Here is a 26,569-nt window from a genome sequence, read left to right as displayed (position 1 = left end):
CTGTAAGATCAGATACGGGAACGTCGCCAGCTGACCGGTCAGCATGCAAGCGATAACGGGCAGTGCGCGATGCAGGCCCCGTTACGGCATCTCATAACCAATAGCTGACAGTCGCATCGATGCAGACTGCCGCGAGAAAGTTCACGGCAAGGCGGTCGTATCGTGTTGCGACCCTGCAAAAGCCCTTGAGGCGGCATAACATGCGTTCGACGGCATTTCGGTCGCGATAGAGCACCGGAGAGAGGCAGTTTTTCCAGCGACGGTTGGCCTTTGGTGGGATGTTCGGCATCGTGCCGCTGGCCTCGACCTGGCGGCCGATCGCATCTGAATCATAACCCCTGTCGGCATGGAGGATGCGGGTGTCTGGCAGACGTTTCAGCAGCTCGCCTCCTGCCGTGCAATTGGCCGCCGGTGAGCATGAAGGCAATGGGGCGGCAATAGCGATCGGTCAGGGCATGGATTTTGGTCGTGCGGCCGCCCCGCGAGCGCCCGATGACCTGATTTTGCTCCTCCCTTTTACCGCCCAAAGCCGAGCGATGCGCCTTCACGGCGGACAAGTCGATCAGAACCTGCTCGGGCGGACCACCGGCACTGGCAAGCGCGTGAAAGATATCCGTCCACCGCTCAGCCGACATACCGATTGTAGAGCGTCTTGCGCGGCCCGTAGTCCCGCGGCGCATCGACCCAGCGCCCGCCTGCGATTCCATTGATCACACGCCGGTCGTCGACGCGTTCCTTGCCCCGCGTTTCAGTCGGAAGATGAGGTTCGATACGGCGAAACTGCTCTTCTGTGAGTCAGAAATGGTCCCGATTCATTACGCCCTCCCTTTCGGAAGTGGTGAATCACAAACCTCAGGCGATGCCAACATTTTTATGGGTCTGGGCCCTAGGTGTGCCAGAGAACGGCTACCTTCGGCGACTGAGGTACTCTCACATCAAAGACGAAGTCAGTCGTCGGATATCTGCCTACACCTCGTTCCCTTCATGCGTGTTCGCGGCTGCTGGCAGCTCCGGGAGTGTACAAGCACAACGCAAAAAGTCCGCTTCCGTCGCCAAGTGCTGGTGCGGCCGGTAGCGAGACACCGGCGTTTGGCTGCAGCAAGTGCCTGGTCGAACCGCAGGGTCGCGAGTGATCAGCGACCGTGAGGAGATGATCTTATCATCAGACATATTGACTGGGGCGAAGCGACTTTGCATATTCCCCAGGTCCGATGGGCTCGATGAAGCCTGAGGCATCAATGGGAGCCAAACAAATGAGAATTGCAAATTTACGCATCGCCTGCGGCATTGCATGCGTAGTGACCATGATCACAACGATGTCGGCGCAAGCAGCAACGAGTTGGGTCATGGTCTCGGGATACCCCGACAACAATTATGTGACCGAGAATATTCGGGAATTCATCAAGGAAGTGGACGAGAAATCGAACGGCGAATTGAAGATATCGCTGCATTCGAATGGGTCGCTCGTCAAAATGGATAATATCCGCAGAGCCGTTCAGACCGGACAGGTGCAGATGGGCGAAATACGCCTAGGATCTTACGGAAACGAAGATCCGATGTATATTCTAGACAATGTCCCGTACATGACAAAAGACTACAAGCAGGCTTGGGTATTGATGGAAACATCGGCCCCTTATTTTGATGCGCTGATGGCGAAATCGGGCATCAAACCCCTCGGTTACCAACCGTTCCCCGGCCAGGGTTTCTTCACGCAAGCGGAAATTCACAGCGCGGTGGACCTGCATGGCAAGAAGTTGCGAATCTACTCTAAGGTGACGCAAGAGATGGGGCAAAAACTTGGCGCGACAGCCATCATCCTCCCGTTTGCAGATATCCCTCAAGCATTTGCCACCGGAATGATCGACGGACTTTTCACCAGCGCCCAGACCGGTGTCGACATTCAGGCTTGGACGAATTCGTCTCACTTCACCTATGTTGGAGCGATCTTCACCAAGACCCTGCTTGGTGTGAACAAGGAGGCGTATGACGCCCTCCCTGAAAACCTCAGAACCATCGTTGATGAAGCGGGCCACTCGCTTACCGAGCGGGCGTGGCGCAAGAGCGAAGAGGCAAATCAGGGCCATATTGCCGAGTTGGAAAAGAACGGGATGAAAACATACGCCCCACCTGCCGACGTCCTGGCCCGGCTTACAAGCGTCGGCCAAGAGCTGGCAGAGACGTGGAAGGCTGAAGCCAGCCCCGAAGCAGTAGCGGTGCTGGATGCGTATCGAGCACGAATCAAGCAGTGATTTCCGTTCCTTTGAAATGAAATCCTGCCTTTCAGGAGCAGCAAATGAAAGATTCCATCCGCGCCGCTCTGGACCGATTTTACAGATGCTGCGGCTTGATTTCAGCAATCTTCGTGGTGCTGATGACTTTAGCAATCCTTGGTCAGATCATAAGCCGCCTACCGTTCGTAGATGTCGTGTTCGACGCAGTTGAAATTTCCGGTTTCTGCCTTGCAGCGAGCCTCTTCCTTGGGCTGGCGTACACGCTTAAGGTCGGAGCCCACATCCGGGTCGGCCTTCTGGTGGGAGTCCTTCCGACGCGGGCCAAGCGGTGGGTGGAGCTTTGGTGCACCTCGGTGGCAGCGGCGCTTACCGCCTATGCAAGTTATCACGCAGCCTTGATGAATCTTGATTCCTGGAAGTTTGGCGATCTCAGCGCCGGGCTGGCTGCAATACCTTTGTGGGTGCCGCAGCTTGCCATGACGTTTGGGCTAATCGCCCTGACTATCGCGTTCCTGGATGAGTTCTTTCTGGTGCTGAGCGGCCGCCCCGTCGAATTCCGTGACTCCGAGGCGCTCGACGTAGAGGAAATTCTGAAAGCTCCTGCACCCCTGAAACCGAGGAACGCTTGACAATGGCTGATCTCTTTCTTACCGCCGCCGTACTTGGAACGCTTCTCATTCTGCTAGCATCCGGCATCTGGATTGGTGCCGCGATGTTGGCAACCGGGCTTGTCGCGTTCCTGTTTACAAGCGCGCCAGCGGGCTCGTTGCTTGCCAGTTCAGTCTGGGAAGCGAGTTGGGGCTGGGCGCTTACCGCCATGCCTCTTTTCGTGTGGATGGGAGAGATCCTGTTTCGCACGAAGCTTTCCGAAAGCATGTTCCACGGGTTGGCACCCTGGCTCGAGCGAATACCCGGACGATTGCTGCACGTGAATATACTGGGCTGTGGCGTCATGGCGGCGATCTGCGGATCATCGGCGGTTACGTGCGCCACTATCGGCCGGATCAGCATTCCCGAACTCAAGCGGCGTGGCTATGACGAGGGAATGGCCATCGGCACGCTTGCCGGATCCGGAACGCTTGGTCTGCTCATCCCCCCCTCGATCATGATGATTGTCTATGGCGTGACCGCGCAGGTTTCGATCAGTGAGTTGTTCTTTGCAGGTTTCCTTCCGGGAGCTATGGTGATTGGCCTTTTTATGGCCTACACGGCCGGGTGGGCTCTTCTTAACCCAGGCCGCGTGCCGGTGAGCGACCGATCCTTCACTTTCGTTCAGAAATTGCGGGCGTCGCAAAAATTGATCCCTGTCGCGTTGCTGATTGCCGTGGTCGTGGCATCCATCTATTCCGGCGTAGCAACTCCCACCGAGGCAGCAGCACTGGGTATCGTGGGTGCACTTGGCCTAGCGATAGCCACACGCACTTTGGCTCGCGATATGCTCATCGACAGTCTCTTAGCTACAGTCAGAACAAGCTGCATGATCGGCTTCCTGTTGAGCGGAGCTGCGTTTGTCACGGTAGCGATGGGCTTTACGGGGCTTCCTCAAACACTAGCCGCTTGGGTCGACGGCTTTGCTCTGAGCCAAGGCCAGTTCATCATCGCGATGACAATGCTGTTCGTAATTCTGGGCTGCTTCCTTGATGGGATATCCATGCTGGTGTTGACGGCGCCTGTAGTCCTGCCGATGGCTCGCGCGCAGGGCATCGATCTGCTCTGGTTTGGCATTTATATCGTCCTCGTCGTCGAGATGGCTCAGATTACGCCACCTGTCGGTTTCAATCTCTACGTCCTTCAGAGTTTGACCGGGAAGAACATCGCCAGGGTAACGATGGCAACGTTCCCTTTTTTCTTCCTTCTCTGCATCGGGGTTCTGTTGATCTGGTACTTTCCTGGGATCGTTTCAGTGCTGCCAGCAAGCATGAGAGGATAAAGACAGCGAGGCTCGGGCGTCTGCGATGCAGAGACCCGCGCCTGTAACATCAACACCGGCGACACGCATGGGGTCTTAGGTGCGACCTGTCTATTCGGGCGCGGAGATGCGGGCTTCAAGTTTTGTTCGCGTGTCGGCTTCGTTCATCTTTCCCTCGACAGCATCGGCCATGGCCAGACCGGCGAGGGCACCGAACTTGAAGCCATGGCCGGAACAGGCCGACACGGCCCACGAGCGCTCGATCCGCCGGACGAAAAAGCTGCGGTCGGACGTGTTCGTGTAATAGCAGGAGCGGGCACCGACGATCTGGTAATCCTTGAAATCTGCAAGCGATCCGGCGGCAAGGGCGGCAACGGCTTCGATTTCTGACTTGCTGACATGCCGATCGTCATCGGGACAGTTGCCGTAAAAGGGCAGGTCCGTCACGAGTTTGATGCGGGTGCCGCGGAGTGGGGGCGTCGCATAGAAGTTTCCGGACACGGTAAGATCCGCGAGGGCAGGGGAGCGCCTCCAAGCCTCGGCCAATCGAGCAGGCCCTGTCGCAAAAAGCGATATCTGACGCGCAGGCTGCAGCACCTCGGAACCCGGCACCAGGCTCGGCGTCCAAGGCCCCGCCGCAATGACAATGGCGTCTGCCTGGAACCGTCCACTTAACGTCTCGATGGTCCCATCATGATGATCGACAGAGACGACCTTGGCATGCGGATGGAGTACGGCGCCGCTTTCTCTGAGCCAATCTGCAAGCGACACGAGTATCCTTTCCGCCAGTAGAATGCCGGACTGACGAAACAGAAAGGCGCGAGCGTCCTCGGCGATAGAAAAGTGCGGATATCTGGTCTTCAGCAGTTGCTGGGGTATTTGCTCGGTGTCCAGCCCATTGTGTTCGGCAAAATCAACCGACCGCAAGATATCTTCATCCTCCTTGGAAGACAGATATAAAACGCCCGTTTCGATGTAGAGGTCCCGGTTTAGTGCCTCCCAGACGCGCTTCCAGGCAGCCCCTGCCTCAAGCGCCAGGCTGGAGTAACCGGACATTCGGCCGTAAGCGAAACGATGGTAGCGCTGTTCATCATGCGACGATGCCATCGGGTTGGGTATCGGCCCCTGATCGAACACATTAACCTGGTGGCCGCGCGATCGCAAAGCCCATGCAGTCGCCAAACCGGCAATTCCCGCACCAACAATCGTTACTTTCACGTCACTGAACTCCTTCGGAATTTGCTACGGCAGGACTCTAAAAAGACATTTCATCTGACAAATTGCCCCTCGGGAGTGTGGGATCACGGATGGGATTGTCAGTGAGTGAAACGTACTGATTGACATTCATCAGACAAACATATCATAAGACTTAAAGACGGAAAAGGTGGTCGGGTCGGCCCGCGGGCTATGTGATCGCCGCTGAACGGGATGCAGAAAAATGATCGACTTGGTGAGCGACACGAAAAGCCAGCCGTCACCAGGCATGCGACGGGCTATGGAAGAGGCCGTTGTCGGTGACGAACAATACGGTGAGGACCCAACCACGATCGAACTGTGCACCCGGGTGGCCGATATGTTTCAGAAACCTGCGGCGCTGCTTCTTCCGTCAGGAACAATGTGCAATCAGATCGCGGTCCGGGTTCATTGCGAGCCAGGCGACGAAGTCATCACGAGTAGCGCGTCACATATCGTGCGGGCGGAGGCAGGGGGGCCGGCTGCTTTGAGTGGTGTGATGGTTCGCGCGCTAGACGGCGACCGGGGTATGTTTTGCGCGGCCCAATTGGAAGCTGCAATACGGCCGATGAGCCGATACGCCCCAAAAGCGAAATTGATTTCCGTAGAGCAAACCGCCGGCTTTCCCTGCGGGGCTGTCTGGCAACCCGACCAACTTCAAGAGATTGTCTCTGTCGGAAGGCGGCATGGGTTGAAATTGCATATGGACGGCGCTCGCGTCGCCAACGCCTCCACCGCCTTGAACTTGCCGTTGAGCGAAATTGCCAAGGGCTTTGATTCCGTCTGGCTCGATCTCAGCAAGGGTCTTGGCGCGCCGCTCGGCGCCGTGATGGTTGGCAGCGATGAGTTCATAGAAAAGGCTTGGCGGATCAAACAGCAGTTCGGCGGCGCCATGCGGCAATCGGGATTTATTGCGGCTGCCGGTCTCTATGCGCTTGACCACAATCTCGAACGTTTGGCTGATGACCACGCAAACGCCGCATCGCTTGCACGTCTTCTCGAGCAAACCAGTGGCATCGCCATAAAAGCACATACTGTCGAGACCAATATCGTCTACTTCGACATATCCGAAACTGGCGTCACGGCTGCTGAGTTTGTGAGCCGGCTCAGTAGCCATGGGGTAAAGATGGGCCCGTCCGGTTTAAACCTTGTTCGCGCGGTTACGCATATTGGCGTCGACAAGGCCATGATCATCGCGGCCGCGAAAGCCGTCGCCCAGGTAGCTCGCGAACTTCTGCGCGGCGAGGGCCAGGTGGCCGAACGCATCAAAATATAAACTCCGCAACAGGTTGGCTGACTCACAATATATGTCCTGACGAATATCGAGCTTCAGGTTCGAGCAAAGGCGCCGATCAAGACTGTTCATTCAACCAAGGGAGTGGTTCTAATGGATACTCAACCGCACGTGAGAAAATTACTGAAGAAACTGATCTTAACCGGAATCGCTGGCCTAGCTCTTATCGCAATACCGGAAGTGGCAGGCGCGCAAGTCGTGCTTGGCGTGGGCGGCCCGATCACGGGAGCCAACGCCTCAATGGGCGACCAGCTGAAGAACGGGGTCGAACAGGCTGTCGAGGATATCAATGCGGCCGGCGGGATTCTAGGGCAGCACATCACCATCTCGATTGGCGATGACGTTTCCGATCCCAAGCAAGGCCTATCCGTCGCCAACAAGTTTGTCGGTGACGGCGTAAAACACGTGATCGGTCATTTCAGTTCGGGCGTGACGTTGCCGGCGTCGGATGTCTATGCTGAGAGTGGCGTTGTCTTCATAACGCCTGCGGCCACCAACCCTCAAATTACCGAGCGTGAGCTGTGGAATGCCTTCAGAACATGCGGTCGCGATGACCAGCAGGGTGCTATTGCAGCCGCCTACATCGCCAACGCTTTCAAGGGTAAGAAGATTGCGATAGCCCATGACAAGACCCCCTATGGCCAAGGCCTCGCCGACGAGACCAGGAAGGGGTTGGATGCGGCCGGACTGACCGAGGTTCTCTATGAAGGATTGAACCCCGGCGAGAAGGATTTTGCGGCCCTGGTTTCGAAGATCAAGGCAACAGGTGCAGATGTTCTGTATTGGGGCGGTATGTATACCGAGGCAGGGCTTATCGCGCGGCAGATGCAGGATCAGGGCCTTAAGACGGTAATGATGTCAGGTGACGGCCTTGCCAGTGAAGAGTTTGCCGCAATCGGTGGCCCAGCCGTCGAAGGCACGTTAATGACCTTTCCGCCGGATCCTCAAAAGCGCCCGGAGGCAGCTGCGGTACTCAAGCAATTCGAAAAGCGGAACTTCAAACCCGAAGCGTTCACGCTCTACAGCTACGCGGCGGTCGAGATATTCAAACAGGCTGCCGAGGCCGTTGGGTCTCTCGACCCTATGAAGATGGCTGAATTCATGCGCTCGGGTGCAACCTTCAAGACCGTGATCGGCGACATTAGTTATGACAGCAAGGGTGACATCACGCGCCCGGACTATCTGGTCTACAAGTGGACCAGAGACGCTACCGGAAAGCTCACCTATGTCGAAAACTGAGCTTGCCGATTGCTGAAGCATACGTGAGACCCGCCCGGCGTATCTGGCCGGTCGGGGCCATGCCACCGATGACCAGCGCTCCCCGGCTGAGCCACTGGTCTACTAGTGCTTGGCTAGTGGCTACCGAGGTGCGGCAAGCGTCCCATTTTGGCCTGCGGTAGGCGTCTCGTGAAACTCGCGACATATGACGACGCCGGCAAAGCCAGTGTATACCCAGCCAAATCTGTCACGTGGAAAGGAGCAGCCTGGGATGATCGGAATGCGCAGCGGCGATAATGAGATCCTTGGCTCGGCAAGCCAGAGAGCCTTCCGAAGATCCGTGCGGGCCGCCCCTTCAATGACAAACCTCAGTTTGGTCCATCGCCTGCTGTATCTTCTGCGAGTGTACCGAGGACCATCCAGGGAGAGCCCCTCAACCCTCCCGAAATGCAAAGCCGGGCGATCCCTAAGTTCCAATCCACGTGACAGTATTGACAAATAGCAGGGTGCGCCTTTTTTGCTTCCAACGCCACGCCGGCTGAACACTCAATAGACTCAGTGTTCATTGACGTTGCTGCGCGGGACATTCTGATCATCCCAGCCGGTCGAGTTCCTAGATAGAGCGGTTCATTGCTTGTCTGGTTCGGATCGTGATCCCGCTTGACGGTGATTTTGTGAAACAAGATGGTGACGGGTTGGAGACCAGCCCGGATTACGCGAGCCCTCTCGAACGGTCTTCGTGAGCGTGTTGTTACAGCGCAGACGGCCGCCTTCACTGGGCCAATACCCTGGATTGCTGAAAGCAATTTTCGCGATGTATCCTCGTAGGCGAGTTCCGCAAGCTCCGTATGGAAAGCGTGGATCGGAGCATCGGGGTTCCCCATTCGCTCCGGTGACTGATCGCGATCCCCCCTTCATGAACTGATTCAACCACAGCTGGAGCTTGCGCGTCCTTCGCGATCACAATTCCGCCGCTCGAGACCGAACGACCGAGGCTAAGCGTTGAGCGTCGTGCGTTGTGCCAAGCCGATCCCGAGCCAATGACTTTGCCCTGCATGGCCACCGATCAAACTGGCCTTCGCCAAGATCAAGCACTCAAGCAGATTTGAATGAGTTTGGGTCATATCCCGCGACCTCGAAAATAGTGTTGGCTTTCCTCGGCGGTGATCGCCGAAAGGCACTGTGGCGACCGCCCGGGGGTTGGTCGATGGTTCTTGTCGCCGCCTTCTCAGCGGCATTGGGTTGGAAGTCCGCGAGTATGGCGACAGGCTGCGCAAACTACACTCAAAAAGGGTCGGCTGTGCTTCCGTCAAAACCTAAACCGCTAGATTGTCCTGTCAATGCCTGCAGCTACTGCGGATTGAACGTGAATTATCTCTTGTATCCAGTTGCAAGTCGGCGCTCGATGTAGATCGAATATCGCGACATGGCGATGCAGACGATCCAGAATATCACCGCTGCGGAAAAGTAGCCGGTTGAGCTTGAGTTAGGTGATGCCCATTCCGGATCAGCAAAGCCTGCCTCCACAATCCCGAGCAAATCAAACAGGCCGATAATCGACACGAGGGTTGTATCTTTGAACAAGCCAATAAAGATACTCACGATATTAGGCGTGGATATCCTGAGTGCTTGCGGCAAAATGATCTTCCCCACCATCTGCCAATAAGACAGTCCTAGTGCCCGCGCGGCCTCAAATTGCCCTTTGGGAATTGCTTGTAATCCTCCGCGCACCACCTCTGCCATATAGGCGGACGAGACGATTATAGTCCCAATCATCGCGCGGAGCAGTTTATCGAAACTCACATCTTCGGGGAGGAAAAGTGGCAGCATAACGCTCGACATGAACAGCACGGTAATCAGCGGGACACCACGCCAAAACTCGATGAAGATGACTGAGATGTGCCTGACAACAGGCATGTTCGACTGGCGGCCGAGTGCCAACAAGATGCCAAGCGGCAGCGATGCGACAATGCCGGAAACCGAAATGACCAATGTCAGAGTCAAGCCGCCCCACTGCCTCGTCTCCACTGGCGCCAGGCCAAAATCGAAGTCAAGCGTCAGCATCACCACCAGCATTGCTGCAAACACAATACCCCAGCCGCACGATATCGGAATCGCAACGTGATCGGATAGCTGTCGGGCAGCAATAGAGACGATAATAAGAAAAATTATCGCGGCGTAAGTTGTCGCGTCGAAGCTGAAATTGCCACCGCTCAATAGAACGATGGTCAGCTGCGGATAGAAAAAAAGCAGAAAAATCGCGTTCCATTTCTTGAATGGGACGGCAGGAACCAGCATCGCAGCCAATGCTATCGCGCCGACTATGAGGCAGACACTGATCCGCCAGCGTTGGTCGCCCGGATAGAAGCCGTAGATCCACTGAGGGAACTTGGCGACAACGAACGGCCAGCATGCCCCCGCGCCCTCCCAAATACACGCATCGCGATTTTCGCCGGTCCAGGTGGCGTTGATCACCGCCCAATTCACCATGTTCAAGAGGGCCCAAAGGATGAACAAGCCGAAGACCAAAGTCAAAAGACTATCCCAGACCGACGAAAACAGGTTCTTTAGAAGCCACCCTCGGAATCCAACGGTGTTGCTTGGAGGAGGGAGCGCCGGCGCGTCTTCGAGACGCACGTAGCCTTCTGTTGCTGCGTCAATCACCACGAAATTATCTTTCCACCATTCTCATGCGAGAGTTGAACCAGTTCATGAAGGCCGATGTCACCAAGCTGAGGGTGAGGTAGATGATCATCCATATGCCCACGATCTCGACCGCCTGGTTCGTCTGGTTGAGAACCGTCCCTCCGAGGGCAACAAGGTCCGGATAACCGATCGCAACGGCGAGCGTGGAATTCTTGGTTAGATTGAGGTAGTGGCCGGCGAGTGGCGGAATGACCACGCGCATTGCTTGCGGGATGACCACCAAGCGGAGGGTTGAGCCTTGGTGAAGTCCAAGTGACCGCGCAGCCTCGATTTGGCCCGGGCTGACCGCCTGGACACCCGACCGCACTGTTTCGGCGATGAATGCGCCGCCATAGACAGCAAGGGCGCCGAACAGTGCAAGGAACTCAGGTATGACCGTGACGCCACCGGCAAAATTGAACCCTTTCAGTTCAGGGAAATCCCACATCACGGGAAATCCACCTATTGCGAGCCCCCCAAGCGGTAGCGTCACGATAAGTCCCAGGCTGATGACAGAGACCGGTATTGCTCTGCCGGTACGCGCCTGCCGGGCATTGGCCCAGCCGAGTAGCGCCCAAGCCGCCAAGAGAGCTACCGCCAGGCCAGCAATCCCGAGCCAAGCGCCTTCTCCGAACAGCGGCTGCGGAAACACGAGGCCACGATTACTAAGAAATGCTGTGTTGCCGAAGTGGAATGCCTGCTTTGCACTGGGCAATCCTTTTAGGACAACCGTGTAGAAGATGAATATTTGAAGCAGGAGCGGGATGTTCCTGAAGAATTCGATGTAGAAAGCGGCGACCCGTGAAGCCAGCCAGTTCTTTGACAACCGCATAATGCCCACGGTGAAGCCGATCACTGTGGCCGCGATGATTCCAAGGCTGGCAACCAAAATAGTATTGAGAAATCCAGCGGCGATGGCCCTGCCGTAGCTCGAGTCGCTAGTGAAAGGAATGAGCGACTGGACGATATCGAACCCGGCGCTCTTGGAGAGGAAATCGAACCCCGAAGCAATGTTCCGGCTCTCGAGATTGGATAGGGTGTTGCGCCAAATCTCAAGAAACGACAGCAACAAGAGCAGGAGAAGCGCCGCTTGGACTACGAACGAACGAAATTTTGGGTTAGCCCACGAAAACTTGCTAAAGCGACCGCGGGGTTCGACATCGACAGTCACCTGATCGTCCTCGATGATTATGTTGCGGCTCGAAACGGAATTGCGTCTACGATCAGCGGATGGGAGGCGCGTACTGCAGACCGCCGTCCTTCCACAGTGCGTTCTTGCCGCGCGCAATCTTCAGTGGCGTGTCTAGGCCGACATTGCGTTCGAAGATTTCTCCGTAGTTACCGACATTCCTAAGGATCTGGACGACCCAGTCCTCGGAAAGGCCAATTCCAGTGCCGAAGCCGGCTGCCGATCCGTCGGCATTTTTAGTGCCCAACAGACGCAGGATTTCAGGATTATTCGTGGATCTCATCTCCTCGACGTTTTTCGAAGTGACACCCAACTCTTCAGCGTTGAGCAACGCGAAGTAAGTCCATTTCACAACGTCGAACCAGCCGTCATCCCCTTGTCGAACTACGGGACCCAATGGTTCTTTAGAGATGATCTCTGGCAGAACCAAGGATTCGTCGGGATTCTGAAATTGCAGCCGCGCGGCGTAGAGGCTCGACTGATCGTTCGTCAGAACGTCGCAGCGTTCTTCGTCGTAGGCTTTACGGGCCTCGGCATCCTTCTCGAAGGCGACAACCTGATACTTCATACTGTTTGCCTTGAAGTAGTCGGAAATATTAAGTTCGTTGGTCGTGCCTGTCAGTGTACAGACGGTTGCACCATCGAGCTTCAGAGCGCTGTCGACTCCTAACGACTTCTTCACCATCAGGCCCTGACCGTCATAATAAAAGGTACCGGCGAACCTTAGTCCAAGAGCCGTGTCGCGGCTCATGGTCCAGGTTGTGCTGCGTGACAGAAGGTCGACTTCACCCGATTGCAGCGCAGTGAAACGCTCTTTTGCGGACAACGGTATAAATTTTACCTTCTGGGGGTCGTTGAAAATGGCGGATGCCAAGGCACGGCAGAAATCCACTTCCAGGCCGGACCAGTTGTTCGTCCCGTCAGGAAACGCAAAACCAATGAGCCCAGGGGCAACTCCACACTGGATAAACCCCTTAGCTTTCACGACATCGAGCGTGCCTGCGTTTGCTGGCACTGCAGCGGCTGCTCCAACAACGATGCTTAGCAACTGAAGTATAATTCTCACTTTCATTTTAGCGTCCTCCAAATTCATAATTTTGTAAATTGCGAATACCTTAGTCATCACCATTCCAATAGAATGGTGTTCGGTTAAGGCGGCTCATGCCTGGATGTGAGGGGCGGAGAAGACTAGTTCGCTGGCGATTGAACGCTCTCCTTTTTGCGGAGAACATCTTCGACCACGGCCACGGCGGCCTCGATATGGCCGCTAGTGATGTGAAGGTGGGTCACAGCACGGACAGTCTTCGTCCCTGAGGCCCACAACACGACGCCTCGCTCCTTCATGGCGACTACAAAATCCGGAGCCGACAGGCCGGCTACATCAATGTCAAAGAACACAATGTTCGTCTCAACATTCTCCGGACTGATGGAGATACCTGGCAGTCGTGCAAGACCACGTGCCAAGAGCTGGGCGTTGAGGTGATCGTCCGCCAAACGGTCGACGTGATGGTCGAGCGCATAGACTCCCGCCGCTGCTAGGATTCCAGACTGACGCATGGCGCCGCCCCAGCGCTGCTTCAACCGCCAAGCCTCATGTATGAAGTCTTTAGAACCAGTAAGAACCGCGCCCACCGGCCCGCCTAGGCCCTTGGTAAGATCGATCCAGGCTGAATCGAACGGTTCCGCGTAGGCTCGCGCAGATACACCACTTGCAACCACAGCATTGAGGAGACGTGCTCCGTCAAGGTGTCCAGCAAGTTGGGATTTTCGTGCCACGGCCATAACCTCACGAATAGTGGCGAGAGGCCATACCGCTCCTCCTCCCAAATTGGCGGTCTGTTCAATACTGACAAGACGAGTCCGCGGTGCGGTTCTGCTCTCCGGTCGGATGGCTTCGGCCAAGTCCGCAGCAGAAAAAATCCCGCGTTTGCCATCGATGGCTCGAACCATGGCTCCCGCTAAAGCGGCCGGGCCGCCGGCCTCGAAGTTGATGATATGGGATGAGCGATCACAGAGCACTTCGTCGCCAGGGCGACAGTGAATTGCCAGCGCGATCTCGTTGCACATCGTGCCCGAGGGTAAAAATACCGCAGCTTCCTTGCCAAGTAGGTCAGCCACGCGGTCGCACAGAAGGCGCGTGGTGGGGTCTTCATCTTTCTGTTCATCGCCGACTTTCGCGGACATCATGAAATGTTTCATGTCCTCAGTAGGTTGGGTCCTGGTATCGCTATACAGATCAATGAAATTGGGGGCTGACATCAAGCTTTCCTGACAGAATTCATATTACGATTTGAATGCTTTCGGCCGATGCACGAAACGCATGACGACAAGTTTGCAAAGAGTAATCACGCTGATCTGCTTGTTTCCAATACACAAGCGAGCATCGATCATGCGATTCTGATATGGGTCAGCACGAGTTCTGCTCGGTATTTCGCCGCGGGAATTTTCAGCTTTGGTCATGAATCAGCACCCGCCAATTGGTTGCAAAACCCTCGCCGACTATAAAGCGACTTCCTGTCCAGGCTTTGATGGGGCATGTCGTCCGAATCGAAGGGTGCGTTGTGGTCCAGGTTCTTCACGGGAGCGCCACGACAACAGAGGCGATCCGCCGAGCGGTACAGCTTAGTCAAGAGAGCCTGAGGGCGCTGGCCAAACGTTACGGAATCAACCAGAAAACCGTCGCTACATGGCGGGAGCGGACTTCGATTGCCGATCTGCCGACCGGCCTGAAGGAAGCGCGGTCGACGGTGCTCTCATCCGAGGAGGAGGCGGTCATAATCGTCTTCCGGCGCTACGCGCTGCTGCCCGCTCGATGACTGTCTCTATGCGCTGCGGCCGGCGCTCTCGCATCTGACGCGTTCGTCAATGTACCGATACCTGCGGCGTCGCGGCATCGGCCGGCTGCCCGATGTCGAGGGCGACAGGCCGGCGAAGAAGAAGTTCAGGAGCAACCCGATCGGCTACTTCCACATTGACATCGCCGAGGTGCGCACCGAACAGGGCAAGCTGCAGATGTTCGTCGCCGTCTGCCGGCAGTTCCCGCTACGGCTGGGCTTCCCAGCCCCACCGGTTCACATCCAGTCCGCTCTGGGACTAAAACATCTAGTTGAGGACGGCAGCTTCTGCTGCCGCCAGATACTCGTCTCGTGTGGCCGCCAACTGCCGTACAAACAGATCGACCAAAGGCGAACTGGGGCGATGCTTGGCGCGGAGAAGCGTCGTCGTGAACGGCAGGTTCCTGGCGAAGCGACGCATTACGAGACCTCGTGGAGCGAATTCCAGTGCAGTAAACGGATTGACGAGGCCAACACCGGCACCTTTCAGCACGAGTGAACAGACGGACGCAGAGGTGGGCGTTTCGATGATCAGCCGGCGATGCACGCCAGCGTCTTCAAATACCCGATCCAGGCGCTGACGATAAACGTCATTTCCACCAAGAGACACGAAGCGGCTTTCTCGCAAATCTTCGGGATTGATTATCTCCCGATTTGCGAGAGGGTGATATGGCGGGAGAATAAATACCTCGTTGGGTTCTGCGAATGTGCTCCATTCGAGTGCCGGAAGGGACAATGGATAGGCAACAATGCCAATGTCAAAGCGCTGCGCGATCAGCCCTTCGGCTATCGTGGACGCCAATTGGGTATCTATGCTGAGGCTGACGGAGGGGTGTCTTTCCAAAAATCGACTGGCGACATCCGCAATGAAACCCTGGGAAAATACTGGCGAGCACACAATGCTGATATTGCCGCTTTGAAACGTCTTCAGATTCGATGCAACGCGCGCAATGTGCTCTACGCCAAGAAAGGTCTTCTTCACCTCTTCGAATAACGCTATCGCATAGGCAGTGGGAACGAAGCGCCCCTTGGTCCGGTCGAAAAGGCGCAATCCGAGTGCGGATTCAAGCTGCTGAATTGACCTGCTTACGGCCGGCTGGGAAGTGTGAAGCATTTCCGCCGCGGCGGTGACCGTTCCGACTGTCATGACCGCTCTGAAACATTCAATGAGCCTAACGTTCAGACGCATGTGTCACCATCACGTTTGTCGATAGTCCGCGACATCCGCGAGCCCCGCTACGCTTCCGTGAAAGAAACCTGCGGCAGGAATTTGACGCGGCGCATAACGAAGTGCGTTCTCACCTGCTCAACGCTCCGGTCGGAGGCGAGGCAGCGTTCGACAAAGCTATCGAACGCCGCCATGTTGGCGAAGCTGGCAATGGTCACCACATCGGTATCTCCCGTTACCAGATAGCATTGCGCCACCGCCGGCTGCGCGCTCATCTGCTTCAGGAAGCGGTCGCGTTCGTCGGTGCCATGTCGTTTTAGGGAGATCTCCGAGATAGCGATCAGGCTTTGTTCGGATGCCTCCGGCGCGACCAGTGCCACAATCCGCTCGACGATCCCCTCGTCACGCAGCTTCTTGATGCGGCGCAATACCGAAGCTGGCGACAATCCTACAACCTCGCCCAACTCCGCATTGGTTCGGTCAGCGTTGATTTGCAGTTCATTCAAGAGCTTACGATCGAGCTTGTCTAGGTCCATTTCAAGACGTCCTGCAATTTTTGTGCATTTTTTGCTGATATCCGACGATCCATTGCGCTGCCTGACTGAAAACGACGCCTCGAAACGATCGTACGCATATACTGTTCAAAATGACAATGGAGGGCACAGATGGGTGAGGTATTGCAAAAAAGGCTGCTAATCACCGGCGCAGCTGGTCGGATCGGGCGAACGCTGTCTGAAGCGTACGAGGGGCATTTTCCGCTTCTCCGCCTGTTCGACCGGGTCGCGATTAGAACGTCACATCCAAACACCCAGAGCATAGCTGGAGAGCTTTCGGACAGCGCCGCGCTCGACGCCGCGATGAAGGACATCGACTGTGTCATCCATCTGGCCGCCGTCCCTGAAGAACGACCGTTCGAGGAACTCGTCGAGCCAAACATTATGGGAGCATACCAGCTCTTCGAAGCGGCGCGTCGCGCCAAGGTCAGCCGTATTATTTATGCGAGTTCGATCCAGGCTGTTGGTTTCCACCGTCTCGAGACGGGCGTCAGCCAGGGCAGCCGGATCAGGCCGAGTGGTTATTACGGTGTCACTAAGGCCTTTGGAGAAGCGCTTGGAAGCCTCTACGCCGACAAGTTTGGCATCTCGGTTGCCTGCTTACGCATAGCCTCGTTTGAGCCGGCGCCTGAGGACCAGCGCCAGTTGGCGACATGGCTGAGCCCTTCCGACTGCGTCAAGCTTTTCAGGGCCTGCATAGAAGCTGACCCGTTCTCGTTTGCGATTGCCTACGGCGTGTCCGCAAACACGAGAACGGTCGTCAAAGACCCCCCCCCGGCGGCGATCAACTTTCAACCAAGCAACGACGCAGAGGTGTTTCTGCGCTCCATAGGATTTGATCCCGAATTGAAGACAGCAACCAGCCTCTTTGCCGGCGGCGCCTATTGCGGGCTGGGGTTCACTGGAGATTTCGAACGTGTCAAATGATGCTGCAACGCCGCTCGGCCGCGATGATACCGGGCAGGGATTGGCCCGTCTCGGGGTCGACATCGGCGGAACCTTTACAGACGTTGTGCTCGAGTTTGGTGCGAGGCGTCACAGTACGAAGATTTTGACAACGCACCTCGCCCCCCAACAAGCGGTTATCGAAGGTGTTGAGCGCTTGGTGCGCGAAGCGGGCATGTGTCCTTCCGACCTTGGACTGATTGTTCACGGCACCACCTTGGCGACTAACGCACTCATCGAACGGCGCGGCGCCCGCACCGCATTCCTGACGACCCAAGGTTTTCGCGATGTGCTCGAGATGCGGACCGAGTACCGCTACGAGCAATATGATCTCGGCATCCGACTGCCCGAACCGCTCGTGCCACGGCAATGGCGCATGCCTATTCCCGAACGTATTAGCATTCTGGGCGACGTGCTCCTGCCGCTGGATGAGGCGGCTGTACGCCGCACCGCGGAGCAGTTGCGCGAGGCAAGGATCGAGGCGGTCGCCGTCGGCTATCTTCACGCCTATGCCAATCCGGCGCATGAGCGCCGCACCCGTGAGATCCTGGCGGAAATTCTCCCGGGTGTCATTGTCTCGCTGTCATCGGAGGTCTCCCCCGAAATGCGGGAGTATGAGCGCTTTTCGACGACCTGCGCCAATGCATATGTGCAGCCGCTGATGTCACGCTACCTTAAGGAGCTAGAAAAGGAGCTGCGCCAGCTCGGTTATCGTTGCCCGCTGCTTTTGATGCTATCCACTGGCGGTCTGGTACCGGTGGAGACGGCAGCCCTTTTCCCTGTTCGGCTTGTGGAGTCTGGACCCGCCGGCGGTGCTATCTTTGCAACCGATGTGGCCTCCCAGAACGGCGTCTCGCGCTGCCTCAGCTTCGACATGGGCGGGACGACTGCGAAGATCTGTTTTGTTGACGATTTTGTGGCGAACACTTCTCGGGAGTTCGAGGTCGCACGCGTTTACCGATATGCTAAGGGCTCGGGGCTGCCGCTGCGTATTCCGGTTATTGAGATGGTGGAAATCGGCGCCGGCGGCGGCTCTATCGCAGCTGTCGATGATCTCGGCCGCGTGAGGGTGGGACCTGAAAGCGCCGGCTCCGAGCCCGGTCCGGTGTGCTACGGCCTAGGCGGAACCAGACCTGCGGTGACCGATGCCAATGCGGTGCTCGGCCGTCTTGATCCGGTCTATTTCGCGGCAGGGTCGTTGGCGCTCGACATTGCCAGCGCTGAACAGGCAATCGAAGGAAACATAGGCAGGCCACTAAAGCTTGAAGCCGGCATGTCGGCTTATGCCATCACCGAAATCGTCGACGAGAATATGGCGAGTGCTGCTCGTGTCCATGGTGTTGAGAGCGGGCGCAACATCGGTGATTACACGATGATCGCCTATGGCGGTGGCGGCCCTCTTCATGCTTGTAGCGTAGCAGGAAAGCTGGGGATCAAGCGCGTGCTCATCCCGCCTAGCGCAGGCGTCGGTTCAGCCGTTGGCTTCCTGCGTGCGCCGATCTCCTATGAAGTGGCTCGGTCAAGCTACGGTCGCCTCCAGGACGTGAAAGCAGAGCGCCTTAATGCACTTTTTTCGGAGATGGCGGAGGAAGCAGGCAACGTCGTGCTCGCCGTCCCCGGCGTAACCGCGCCAAACGAGCTCCGCTGGGCGATGATGCGCTATGCCGGCCAAGGCCACGAGATCGTCGTTCCACTTCCGGTCAATCACCTGACCGAAGCGGATATCGCCGCCATCGCCGCAGAATTCGAACGTCGCTACCGGGGCCTGTACTCTCGCGTTGTTCCTAACGCGGTTCCCGAGATGATGTCCCTTGGGTTGCGAATTTCGAGCTCAGTGCATTTGCCGTCACCAGTCCCGGAGCAGCTGCCTGTGGGGCAAGCGACGCCAAGCCACGTCGTTTTGCATTTCGATGCCGAACGCAACGCGTCTATCGAGTTGCCTGTTTTTCGTCGCGACGATCTTGAGGTGGGGCGCACCATGGAGGGACCGGCCCTGGTCGTGGAGGCCGAGACCACACTGTTCATCACCAACAAATTCCGCGCCTTTCTCAACCGAGCTGGAGTTCTGGAATGTCACGTCAAGTAGGAAACAGCACCACTCAGCTGGCGCAGAACGACCCTCTGGGAAGTGTGCAACGCCAGGTCATGTGGAACCGTTTGATTGCTGTCGTCGAGCAACAGGCCCAGACGCTTATCCGCTCGTCTTTCAGTACCAGCACCCGCGAAGCGGGAGACCTGTCGGCAGGCATTTTCGATACGCACGGCCGAATGATCGCCCAGGCTGTCACAGGAACGCCAGGCCACGTCAATTCGATGGCCGTAGCTGTTCGCCATTTCATCAAGGCCTATCCGATCGGAACTATGGCGCAGGGGGACGCGTACATCACCAACGATCCTTGGCTGGCGTCGGGGCATCTTTTCGACATCACGGTGGTGACGCCTGCCTTTTTCGATAACCAGATCGTCGGCCTATTTGCCTCGACCATCCATCTGCCCGATGTCGGTGGACGCGGCATGGGAACAGAGGCGCGGCAGGTCTTTGAAGAAGGACTTGCAATACCCATCATGCCGATCGCCCGCCGCGGTGAAATGAATGAGGATTTGCTCAAGATCATCCGGGCAAACAGCCGTGAGCCGGTGCAATGCGAGGGCGACGTCTATTCGGCGGTGGCGGCCGGGGAGGCGGGTGCGGGCGCGCTGGTGGCGATGATGGAGGAGTTCAATCTGGACACCATCGAGGAGCTTGCCAACTACATCCTCGCTACCTCCGAAGCGGCCGTCAGAGCGGAAATCGCCGCGCTGCCGGATGGTGTCTATCGCAACACCGTTACACTGGATGGCTACGATTCACCGATTATTATCGCAGTCTCCCTCACGATCGCGGGAGACCAGATACACCTCGACTTTGACGGCACCTCGCCGCAAAGCGCCTACGGCATCAACGTCGTGCTCAACTATACTCAGGCCTATTCGACATTCGGCGTCAGATGCCTGATAGGCAAGGGCATACCCAACAACTGGGGCTCCCTCGCGCCAATTACCGTCGGCGCGCCCGAGGGCTGCATTCTCAATGCGATGCGACCGGCGCCGGTGGCCGCACGGCACATACTGGGCTACATCCTGCCCGACGCCGTCTTTGGATGCCTGCAGGCTGTCATGCCAGAACACGTGCCAGCGGAGGGCTCGCTGGGCTGGAACCAGCAGTTCCGTGGCGCCAGCGATCATTTCGGAGCCGCTCGAACATGGGAAATCCTGATGTTCAGCAATGGCGGCATGGGCGCTCAAATGATGCGCGACGGTCTCTCGACCACCGGGTTCCCGGCAGGGCTCAAGAGCATCCCAATTGAGGCGGCGGAAGCCGCCGCACCGATCGTTTTCTGGCGCAAGGAGTTGCTTCCCGACTCGGCCGGGGCGGGCAAACAGCGCGGCGGATATGCCCAGGTCGTCGAAGTAGCCTCGCTCGGCGCCGCGCCCCTCAGTCTCTCGGCGATGTTCGACCGGATCGTCCACCCGCCGCGCGGTCGGGATGGCGGAGAAAATGGCCGCAATGGCGCACTTTACACTGGTAGTGGCTCGGTTCTTGCCGGGAAGGGGCTTCACAAGCTGGCCCCTGGCGAGCGAGTGATCATCGAGCATCCGGGCGGTGGAGGCTTCGGGGATCCGTTCACGCGCGATCTAGGGCTTATTCGGGAGGAACTCAGGTCAGGTCTCCTCTCGTCCAGCTCAGCAAAGGCGTATGGCGTCGTTTGCACTTCCGACGGGGTGATTGATGAACAGGCAACGCAAACCCTGCGCAATACTCGCTCGGCCTTAGCAAGCAGCTAAGGATCAGCAACGGGCGTCGAGGTGCATGCTCGTTCGATCCGCGCGAGCCGAGGCAGGGTGGCTTCGCGACCGCTGAGCCTTCGCGGCTCATAGGCGCTGGGGGAAGTCCCGGGGTGCGATTAGAAACGCACTCTGCACGTCGAGCCTCCCGTGATGGCCACCCTGGGCCTTACCAGGGCGAATGTATCTCCTGAAATGGACAAGAACAGTGCGTCAGATAAGTGATACGAGGCTGTTAAAATCACAAGCCTATTTAAATGGTAGCTTTGTGGGTGTCGGCAATGCACCGGTGACCAATCCTTCGACTGGAGAGGTCATAGGCAGTGTGCCGGATTTCGGAGCCGATGAAGCCACCGAGGCCGTCGAAGCGGCTGCGGCCGCCTTTGAGGCGTGGGCGGCCCAGACTCCAAAGCAGCGTAGCATCGCGCTGCGCCACTGGTTTGAACTTGTTGTCTCTGCCAAAGAGGATCTGGCCGCAATCTTGACCAGCGAGCAAGGCAAACCTGTTTCCGAGGCGTTGGGCGAGATCGACTACGCAGCCTCTTATATCGAATACTATGCCGAGGAGGCCAAGCGCATCTCTGGCGAGGTCATTCCGCCGCACCGACATGGCGTTCGCAACATAGCGCTTCGCCAGCCAATCGGCGTCGTCGCGGCCATTACGCCTTGGAATTTTCCCGCTGCCATGATTACCCGCAAGATCGCACCGGCACTCGCCGCGGGCTGCACAATTGTGCTGAAGCCCGCACCCGAGACCCCGCTCACAGCGCTTGCTCTTGCTGAGCTTGCAGGCCGCGCCGGGTTCCCGGCCGGTGTCGTCAATATCATTACCGGCGATGCTCGGGCGATCGGCGCCGTCCTAACGTCGCATCCGAAGGTACGGCTGGTCAGTTTCACTGGTTCGACCGAGGTAGGCAAGCTTTTGATGCGCCAGGCCTCGCATTCGGTAAAGAAGGTTGCGCTCGAACTTGGAGGCAATGCGCCCTTTATTGTGTTCGACGACGCAGATCTCGACGCCGCCGTTGAGGGAGCCATGCTTTCAAAATTCCGGAACATGGGTCAGACGTGCATCTGTGCCAACCGCTTCTATGTGCAGGCGTCGGTGCATGACGCCTTCATTGAGAAATTGTCGCGACGTGTCTCGGAATTACAGATTGGGGACGGCTTCGCGGAAGGTACAACGCAAGGGCCGCTGATCTCTGAGGAGGCCATCCTGAAGGTCGAAGCACATTTGGCTGATGCGGTCTCCAAAGGCGCGTCGGTTGTCGTGGGCGGCAAACGACATCCAATGGGCGGCACGTTCTTTGAGCCGACGGTAATATCCGGCGCTTCTTCGGACATGATACTCGCCCGCCAAGAAACGTTCGGCCCTGTTGCCCCTGTGTTCAGGTTTGAGAACGAAAAGGACGCAATTGCGGCGGCCAACGACACCGAGAGCGGCCTTGCTGCCTATTTTTACAGCAGTGATCTTTCTCGCATCTTTCGCGTCATGGAAAAGCTCGAATACGGCATGGTTGGCATTAATGCCGGTCTTCTGTCGACCGAACTCGCCCCGTTCGGTGGCATCAAGGAAAGTGGTAATTCGCGCGAGGGCTCCCATCACGGCATCCTCGAATTCACGGAGCTCAAATATGCGTCCATCGGCGGAATAACGGCGTGAGTTCATACCCCCTTCCGACGATCGTAAGTACTCATCTCAGAGATGATGGGTAGTTTGCGGGGTTAGTTAGTTTATATTTATACTGAAATAAAGGAATTTATCTTGAGTATTTTTGAAAACGAAGGAAATAACAGCCGGAGCCTGCAGGTTGCGGTGGAGTGTTATTTCGATTTGCTGCATACGTGTGACGTTACGAATTTTTCTCAGGTCTTTTATGAAACGGCGCTGTTGCACGGTTTTCGAGACGGGAAAGTGATAATCTGGACCTCTTCGCAATACCACGAGATGCTCAGACACCGGCCATCGCCGGCATCGCTTGGCGCGATGCGCAGCGGCTCCATCTTGGCAATAGACTTTGCGGCCGATTGCCAGGCGGTCGTCAAAGTTGGGGTTACGATTGGCGGCAACCATTTCACTGATCAGCTTACCTACATGAAGATTGATGGAGCATGGTTCATTGTCTCAAAGGTGTTTCACACCACCGCTCTGAACAAGTAGCGTGGAAAGCCCGAGCCACCGCACGTGTGCCGAGAAGTGACGCGGTCGTCTGTCCAGTGGACCATCCGATCGTTGTTCTAATGACAGCTTCTTTAATTCTTGCTCCGATACCCGACAGTCCGTTGTCGGCCCCTTGGTCGCCCAAACGGTTCCCACAGCGCCAGTTGAGCGCTCAAACCGGCGAGGGGTCTGCAAACTGCGCCTGCTATGCGATGTCGTAAGTGGTTACGTGAGGCATCGCCCCGTACGGTGCCCTCAACCTCGCCAGCTCAAGCGCGTGCCGTCGAGCTGCTATTGATTGGGCTTTGGCGGATTCTCGAAAGGATTCGGAAGCTTGAAAGCGTCCGCACGAAGTGCAGTCGACAGCCAAATAGTCACCGGTCGCAGCGGGCCCCTTCTTGGCCCCATTTCTACAAATCGGGCAGACAATCTTGCCTGGTGCCATTTCATGGTTCCCCCGAGGTCAAATGACAGCAAAGCAGATATCACGATCACCAGCAAGTCGTGCGGACTTCACTGCAAGGTGCCGAGGCTCGAGCCTGGCTCTGCTCGCACGGCCTAAAGGCGCGAGCAGCCTGCCGGGGAAAGAAGTGCGCTCGGTCTATTTGCTTGGAATGACCATTTATGGTGTCGCGTGACGTTAGTGGGCGTCCAGTCGATGTTGCTCATCGGTGGAACAAAGCTCGAGCTTTTGAACGCCCAGCATCATGATCGTGTAGGAAACTTCGTTCGGGGTCCAACCTGCCTTTATGACCATGTCCATCAAGCCTTGGATCGACGGCTCTAATGCGAGGCGACAGTCAGAGGAATAGAAGGGGTCAGTGCTTACACGAGCAGGTGAATTGACTACGGCTTTCCTCATTTGCCTCCCTCAGTGGTCCCCCGCCCCCCCTGAACGAACTGTGCGAATAGGCGGGAGGCGCCCGAAAGTCTAGGGACAAATGGCCTCCTGCAGGGCTGATCCTCACGTAGACACCGCCCGGTCACAAATCCTCCCCGGGCTAAATGCAGTGAGGGTAGTGCAGGTCGCCGTCGGTCTCGTGCTCGGCGTGCAGCGAAAAATCGGGCGTACCGCCGCCGGTCGCAACGGCCAACACCGGGCTCCGCCATCACTGGCACTGCCCATGTCGGCACGTCGCTAGGCGCGGGATGTGTTCCCCAGGAAATCGGTGGACTTCAGCGCGATGTCGGCGAGCGTGTACCGATCAAGGGTGCCCTGGAACGACAACAGCGCGTCGTGCAGCATGGTGGAAAGTTTGCAGCACCGTGTGATTGTGCACTGGTTCCCGGTAGCGAAGCACTCGACCAGTGCGAAATCCGGCTCTGTCAACCGGATGACGTCGCCGATCCGGATGTCTTCTGGCCGGCGACCGAGTTTCAACCCACCAGACCTGCCGCGAACCGCGACAAGATAGCCAGCGCGTGTCAGCGTGTTGGCCACCTTGTTGAGATGCGTTTTCGACACACCGAAGGCGCGCGCTGTCTCTTCGATGGTGAACAGCTGATCCCCCGCCGACGCCGCAAACATAAGCATTCTGAGCGTGTAGTCGGAAAAATTCGTCAGTCTCATTTCGATCCAACCTTCACCGCGTGCCTGCTTGCCGATTGTCCGGCAGCTTACAGGCTTTCGGCCGTGATCGGCTCTACGGTCAAGGTGCTTTCACCGCGATTGTGGGCCAGGGCAAGGCGGAAGGAATGCGCGATACGCAAAGCCCGTTCCATGAACAGCGCCGCGATCTCCGGCGGACAGAGATTGTTGACGGTTGCGCGAAACAGACTAAGCCATCGCCGGAAATGCTGTTCGCCCAGGCCAGGAAGGGTCAGGTGTGGTGGGAGCGGGCGGCCGTCGTAACGGCCGGTGCGAAGCATCAAAGATGACCAGAAGTCACACATTTTCGTCAGGTGTGGTGGCCAGTCATGCGGCGCAATCGCCTTGTTGAACAGCGGTGCGAGCAGGGCATCGCTCCGAATCTCGGCGTAGAAGCCATGAACCACGTCGCGGATTATCTGCTCATCCAGCTGTCCGGGCAGCACGCGACCGTCGATGACGATCGTTGTTTCACGTTTTGTGTCTTCGGTCATGCCGGGCTCCCGCCGTCAGCGAGCCTGGTGCGGCCCTTTGTCGTTCATTTTGATGTCTGTTCAGGCTTCACGATGCAGATTAAAACATATATTGTCAATGTATGTTTATGTCGCACAGCGTCGCCGCGATGAAGGAAACCGGATGAAGCTCGAGCCTGACCAGAGCGGAGACTATGTCCTGGAGCCAAGGTTCCTGGCGCAGCGGCTTTCCATTGAAGAGCACGAACTTCAACGACGAATGCGCCTCGGCCTCGTAACCAGTAGGGTGGAGTGCGGCATCGACGGCGACAAGGGCCTAAAGCGCCTGACCGTGCGCAATCGAAACTCGGTCTGGCGTGCAATCGTCGATGCCGACAACCGCATCGTCAGTGAGGAGTCCTTCGAACTGGAACAAGCTGCGGCAGCAGCAAACTAAGACCACCACGCTCCTCCGCAGCTGCAACAAGCGCCGTTCACTCAGAAGCAGGAATGAAATCATGAACGATCAAGATTCAGGCAGTACGCTCGTGCCGATGCTGGTTGCCGGTCTGGTGCTGGTAACCGTCGGCTATGCGGTGATCATGATGTTCGTATGAACCGTCATCGGAAGTCAGGAGGGCTGGTGCGATCAGCGCGACAAAGTGCGCCGGCTGTGTCCCGTCGCGTGGCCGTGTCGAGCCCTCCACGGATACCAGTCGCCAACGGCCCAGTCATGTACACTTGCAACCGCGCGATCGCCTCTCGCCTGTGCGTCTGCCGGGAATTGGAACGTCAGCTAATTTAAAAAGCAGCGCATAAAGCACAGACATCGGCACGCCCGACGGGACGACAATGCCGGGCGATGTCGGAGCAAATTCGCGGCCATTTCGCTCGGTTAAATAGGTGACCTAAGGAGGTTCAGCATGGCGCCGCGCAGCGGGAACCGGGACTGATCGCCTCCGACGAATTGGGCACCTCAGGCAGTCGCGATCATTGTGCATAACGTCCGGTTGCTATGACCTGTGTCCTCTGGTGGTGATTGGTCTTCACAGACGGTTCTGTATCAAAGCTGCGATAGTGGCAGAACCTCGGAGCGCTTCGTCTGTCCAAGCGCAAAACTGGTCTCGATCGAGGCCACGCCCTCCAACCGCGTAAGCTTGGTCTTGAGAAAGATCTCATAGGCCGAAAGGTCGTCAATCCGACGGAAACGGCTGTGGTGACGGTGGGAACCATTCACGGCGGGACGGCGTCCAACGTCATCCCCGAAAGTGCCGAGATCACCGTCA

20 protein-coding genes and 3 pseudogenes are annotated in these 26,569 nt (G+C 57.1%); 12 read left to right on the top strand and 11 right to left on the bottom strand.

Going from position 1 to position 26,569, the window contains the following annotated elements; all coding sequences use genetic code 11:
* Nucleotides 1-91: 91 nt before the first annotated feature.
* A pseudogene (locus C8K44_RS26055) lies at nucleotides 92-771 on the bottom strand (IS5 family transposase).
* A 482-nt stretch (nucleotides 772-1,253) separates the two neighbouring features.
* Here C8K44_RS26055 and C8K44_RS26050 point away from each other — a divergent pair.
* Genes C8K44_RS26050 through C8K44_RS26040 form a run of 3 tightly spaced genes read left to right on the top strand, consistent with a single transcriptional unit; the run spans nucleotide 1,254 to nucleotide 4,161 of the window.
* Complete coding sequence (locus C8K44_RS26050) at nucleotides 1,254-2,249, top strand: TRAP transporter substrate-binding protein (RefSeq protein ID WP_158282804.1); 996 nt, start codon at nucleotides 1,254-1,256, stop codon at nucleotides 2,247-2,249.
* 44 nt (nucleotides 2,250-2,293) lie between these two features.
* Nucleotides 2,294-2,860 (top strand): TRAP transporter small permease, encoded by a 567-nt coding sequence (locus C8K44_RS26045; protein WP_109578664.1) that lies wholly within the window; start codon nucleotides 2,294-2,296, stop codon nucleotides 2,858-2,860.
* A 2-nt stretch (nucleotides 2,861-2,862) separates the two neighbouring features.
* Complete coding sequence (locus tag C8K44_RS26040; RefSeq protein WP_109578663.1) at nucleotides 2,863-4,161, top strand: TRAP transporter large permease subunit; 1,299 nt, start codon at nucleotides 2,863-2,865, stop codon at nucleotides 4,159-4,161.
* Nucleotides 4,162-4,251: 90 nt separating this feature from the next.
* Here C8K44_RS26040 and C8K44_RS26035 read toward each other — a convergent pair whose 3' ends face one another.
* Entirely contained in the window at nucleotides 4,252-5,358 is a 1,107-nt protein-coding gene (locus C8K44_RS26035; protein ID WP_158282803.1) for an FAD-dependent oxidoreductase, read from the bottom strand.
* A 220-nt stretch (nucleotides 5,359-5,578) separates the two neighbouring features.
* Between C8K44_RS26035 and C8K44_RS26030 the strand changes: the two genes are divergently transcribed.
* Both C8K44_RS26030 and C8K44_RS26025 read left to right on the top strand, forming a co-directional pair.
* A complete protein-coding gene (locus C8K44_RS26030) occupies nucleotides 5,579-6,649 on the top strand; it encodes a threonine aldolase family protein (RefSeq protein ID WP_109578661.1) in 1,071 nt (356 codons plus the stop codon).
* Nucleotides 6,650-6,790: 141 nt separating this feature from the next.
* On the top strand, nucleotides 6,791-7,906 hold the full coding sequence (locus C8K44_RS26025; protein WP_109578669.1) for a branched-chain amino acid ABC transporter substrate-binding protein: 1,116 nt from the start codon (nucleotides 6,791-6,793) through the stop codon (nucleotides 7,904-7,906).
* 1,350 nt (nucleotides 7,907-9,256) lie between these two features.
* Here C8K44_RS26025 and C8K44_RS26020 read toward each other — a convergent pair.
* The 4 genes from C8K44_RS26020 to C8K44_RS26005 all read right to left on the bottom strand — a co-directional run bounded on the left by C8K44_RS26020 (nucleotide 9,257) and on the right by C8K44_RS26005 (nucleotide 14,018).
* Nucleotides 9,257-10,546: an amino acid ABC transporter permease gene (locus C8K44_RS26020; RefSeq protein ID WP_245417646.1), complete on the bottom strand. Its 1,290-nt coding sequence runs from the start codon at nucleotides 10,544-10,546 to the stop codon at nucleotides 9,257-9,259.
* A gap of 10 nt (nucleotides 10,547-10,556) precedes the next feature.
* The gene (locus C8K44_RS26015; protein ID WP_109578660.1) at nucleotides 10,557-11,741 is read right to left on the bottom strand and encodes an amino acid ABC transporter permease; all 1,185 of its coding nucleotides are present in this window, start codon (nucleotides 11,739-11,741) and stop codon (nucleotides 10,557-10,559) included.
* A 52-nt stretch (nucleotides 11,742-11,793) separates the two neighbouring features.
* Complete coding sequence (locus tag C8K44_RS26010) at nucleotides 11,794-12,831, bottom strand: amino acid ABC transporter substrate-binding protein (RefSeq protein ID WP_109578667.1); 1,038 nt, start codon at nucleotides 12,829-12,831, stop codon at nucleotides 11,794-11,796.
* 116 nt (nucleotides 12,832-12,947) lie between these two features.
* Nucleotides 12,948-14,018, bottom strand: coding sequence for a threonine aldolase family protein (locus C8K44_RS26005; RefSeq protein WP_109578659.1), 1,071 nt, complete (start codon nucleotides 14,016-14,018; stop codon nucleotides 12,948-12,950).
* Between the two features lie 302 nt (nucleotides 14,019-14,320).
* On the opposite strand from C8K44_RS26005, the pseudogene C8K44_RS26000 reads away from it, so the two are divergent.
* Nucleotides 14,321-14,792 (top strand): annotated as a pseudogene (locus C8K44_RS26000) (IS481 family transposase); the annotation flags it as partial.
* Nucleotides 14,793-14,861: 69 nt separating this feature from the next.
* On the opposite strand, the gene C8K44_RS25995 reads toward C8K44_RS26000, so the two are convergent.
* Both C8K44_RS25995 and C8K44_RS25990 read right to left on the bottom strand, forming a co-directional pair.
* Nucleotides 14,862-15,782: a LysR family transcriptional regulator gene (locus C8K44_RS25995; RefSeq protein WP_109578658.1), complete on the bottom strand. Its 921-nt coding sequence runs from the start codon at nucleotides 15,780-15,782 to the stop codon at nucleotides 14,862-14,864.
* A gap of 47 nt (nucleotides 15,783-15,829) precedes the next feature.
* A complete protein-coding gene (locus C8K44_RS25990) occupies nucleotides 15,830-16,297 on the bottom strand; it encodes an Lrp/AsnC family transcriptional regulator (RefSeq protein WP_109578657.1) in 468 nt (155 codons plus the stop codon).
* Nucleotides 16,298-16,426: 129 nt separating this feature from the next.
* On the opposite strand from C8K44_RS25990, the gene C8K44_RS25985 reads away from it, so the two are divergent.
* The 5 genes from C8K44_RS25985 to C8K44_RS25965 all read left to right on the top strand — a co-directional run bounded on the left by C8K44_RS25985 (nucleotide 16,427) and on the right by C8K44_RS25965 (nucleotide 23,243).
* The gene (locus C8K44_RS25985) at nucleotides 16,427-17,242 is read left to right on the top strand and encodes an NAD(P)-dependent oxidoreductase (RefSeq protein WP_109578656.1); all 816 of its coding nucleotides are present in this window, start codon (nucleotides 16,427-16,429) and stop codon (nucleotides 17,240-17,242) included.
* Nucleotides 17,232-19,346, top strand: a complete 2,115-nt coding sequence (locus C8K44_RS25980) for a hydantoinase/oxoprolinase family protein (RefSeq protein WP_245417643.1) — start codon at nucleotides 17,232-17,234, stop codon at nucleotides 19,344-19,346. The genes C8K44_RS25985 and C8K44_RS25980 overlap by 11 nt, the downstream gene beginning before the upstream one ends.
* Complete coding sequence (locus C8K44_RS25975; protein WP_109578655.1) at nucleotides 19,331-21,085, top strand: hydantoinase B/oxoprolinase family protein; 1,755 nt, start codon at nucleotides 19,331-19,333, stop codon at nucleotides 21,083-21,085. Before C8K44_RS25980 ends, C8K44_RS25975 begins: the two co-directional genes overlap by 16 nt.
* Nucleotides 21,086-21,266: 181 nt before the next feature.
* Complete coding sequence (locus C8K44_RS25970) at nucleotides 21,267-22,745, top strand: NAD-dependent succinate-semialdehyde dehydrogenase (RefSeq protein ID WP_109578654.1); 1,479 nt, start codon at nucleotides 21,267-21,269, stop codon at nucleotides 22,743-22,745.
* Nucleotides 22,746-22,847: 102 nt separating this feature from the next.
* Complete coding sequence (locus C8K44_RS25965) at nucleotides 22,848-23,243, top strand: nuclear transport factor 2 family protein (RefSeq protein WP_158282802.1); 396 nt, start codon at nucleotides 22,848-22,850, stop codon at nucleotides 23,241-23,243.
* A gap of 1,138 nt (nucleotides 23,244-24,381) precedes the next feature.
* Here C8K44_RS25965 and C8K44_RS25960 read toward each other — a convergent pair.
* Nucleotides 24,382-24,813, bottom strand: a complete 432-nt coding sequence (locus tag C8K44_RS25960) for an Rrf2 family transcriptional regulator (protein ID WP_109578652.1) — start codon at nucleotides 24,811-24,813, stop codon at nucleotides 24,382-24,384.
* Between the two features lie 47 nt (nucleotides 24,814-24,860).
* Nucleotides 24,861-25,325 carry a group III truncated hemoglobin gene (locus tag C8K44_RS25955; protein WP_109578651.1) on the bottom strand — a complete coding sequence of 155 codons (465 nt, stop codon included), beginning with the start codon at nucleotides 25,323-25,325 and terminating at the stop codon, nucleotides 24,861-24,863.
* 97 nt (nucleotides 25,326-25,422) lie between these two features.
* Between C8K44_RS25955 and C8K44_RS27405 the strand changes: the two genes are divergently transcribed.
* A complete protein-coding gene (locus C8K44_RS27405) occupies nucleotides 25,423-25,740 on the top strand; it encodes a DUF6522 family protein (protein ID WP_146204015.1) in 318 nt (105 codons plus the stop codon).
* A gap of 606 nt (nucleotides 25,741-26,346) precedes the next feature.
* Here C8K44_RS27405 and C8K44_RS28100 read toward each other — a convergent pair.
* Nucleotides 26,347-26,569: pseudogene (locus C8K44_RS28100) on the bottom strand (Lrp/AsnC ligand binding domain-containing protein); the annotation flags it as partial.

Source organism: Aminobacter sp. AP02, assembly GCF_003148805.1.
Lineage (GTDB): Bacteria > Pseudomonadota > Alphaproteobacteria > Rhizobiales > Rhizobiaceae > Aminobacter.
Note: the sequence above shows the minus strand (reverse complement) of the source record. Positions and strands in the feature narration are given on the sequence as shown.

What these genes read in the sequence shown, in the direction of transcription:
- C8K44_RS26050 (WP_158282804.1), top strand. Translation starts at nt 1,254, where the DNA reads ATGAGAATTGCAAATTTACGCATCGCCTGCGGCATTGCATGCGTAGTG.
- C8K44_RS26045 (WP_109578664.1), top strand. Translation starts at nt 2,294, where the DNA reads ATGAAAGATTCCATCCGCGCCGCTCTGGACCGATTTTACAGATGCTGC.
- C8K44_RS26040 (WP_109578663.1), top strand. Translation starts at nt 2,863, where the DNA reads ATGGCTGATCTCTTTCTTACCGCCGCCGTACTTGGAACGCTTCTCATT.
- C8K44_RS26030 (WP_109578661.1), top strand. Translation starts at nt 5,579, where the DNA reads ATGATCGACTTGGTGAGCGACACGAAAAGCCAGCCGTCACCAGGCATG.
- C8K44_RS26010 (WP_109578667.1), bottom strand. Translation starts at nt 12,831, where the DNA reads ATGAAAGTGAGAATTATACTTCAGTTGCTAAGCATCGTTGTTGGAGCA.
- C8K44_RS26005 (WP_109578659.1), bottom strand. Translation starts at nt 14,018, where the DNA reads ATGTCAGCCCCCAATTTCATTGATCTGTATAGCGATACCAGGACCCAA.
- C8K44_RS25995 (WP_109578658.1), bottom strand. Translation starts at nt 15,782, where the DNA reads ATGCGTCTGAACGTTAGGCTCATTGAATGTTTCAGAGCGGTCATGACA.
- C8K44_RS25990 (WP_109578657.1), bottom strand. Translation starts at nt 16,297, where the DNA reads ATGGACCTAGACAAGCTCGATCGTAAGCTCTTGAATGAACTGCAAATC.
- C8K44_RS25985 (WP_109578656.1), top strand. Translation starts at nt 16,427, where the DNA reads ATGGGTGAGGTATTGCAAAAAAGGCTGCTAATCACCGGCGCAGCTGGT.
- C8K44_RS25975 (WP_109578655.1), top strand. Translation starts at nt 19,331, where the DNA reads ATGTCACGTCAAGTAGGAAACAGCACCACTCAGCTGGCGCAGAACGAC.
- C8K44_RS25970 (WP_109578654.1), top strand. Translation starts at nt 21,267, where the DNA reads ATGTATCTCCTGAAATGGACAAGAACAGTGCGTCAGATAAGTGATACG.
- C8K44_RS25960 (WP_109578652.1), bottom strand. Translation starts at nt 24,813, where the DNA reads ATGAGACTGACGAATTTTTCCGACTACACGCTCAGAATGCTTATGTTT.
- C8K44_RS25955 (WP_109578651.1), bottom strand. Translation starts at nt 25,325, where the DNA reads ATGACCGAAGACACAAAACGTGAAACAACGATCGTCATCGACGGTCGC.
- C8K44_RS27405 (WP_146204015.1), top strand. Translation starts at nt 25,423, where the DNA reads ATGTATGTTTATGTCGCACAGCGTCGCCGCGATGAAGGAAACCGGATG.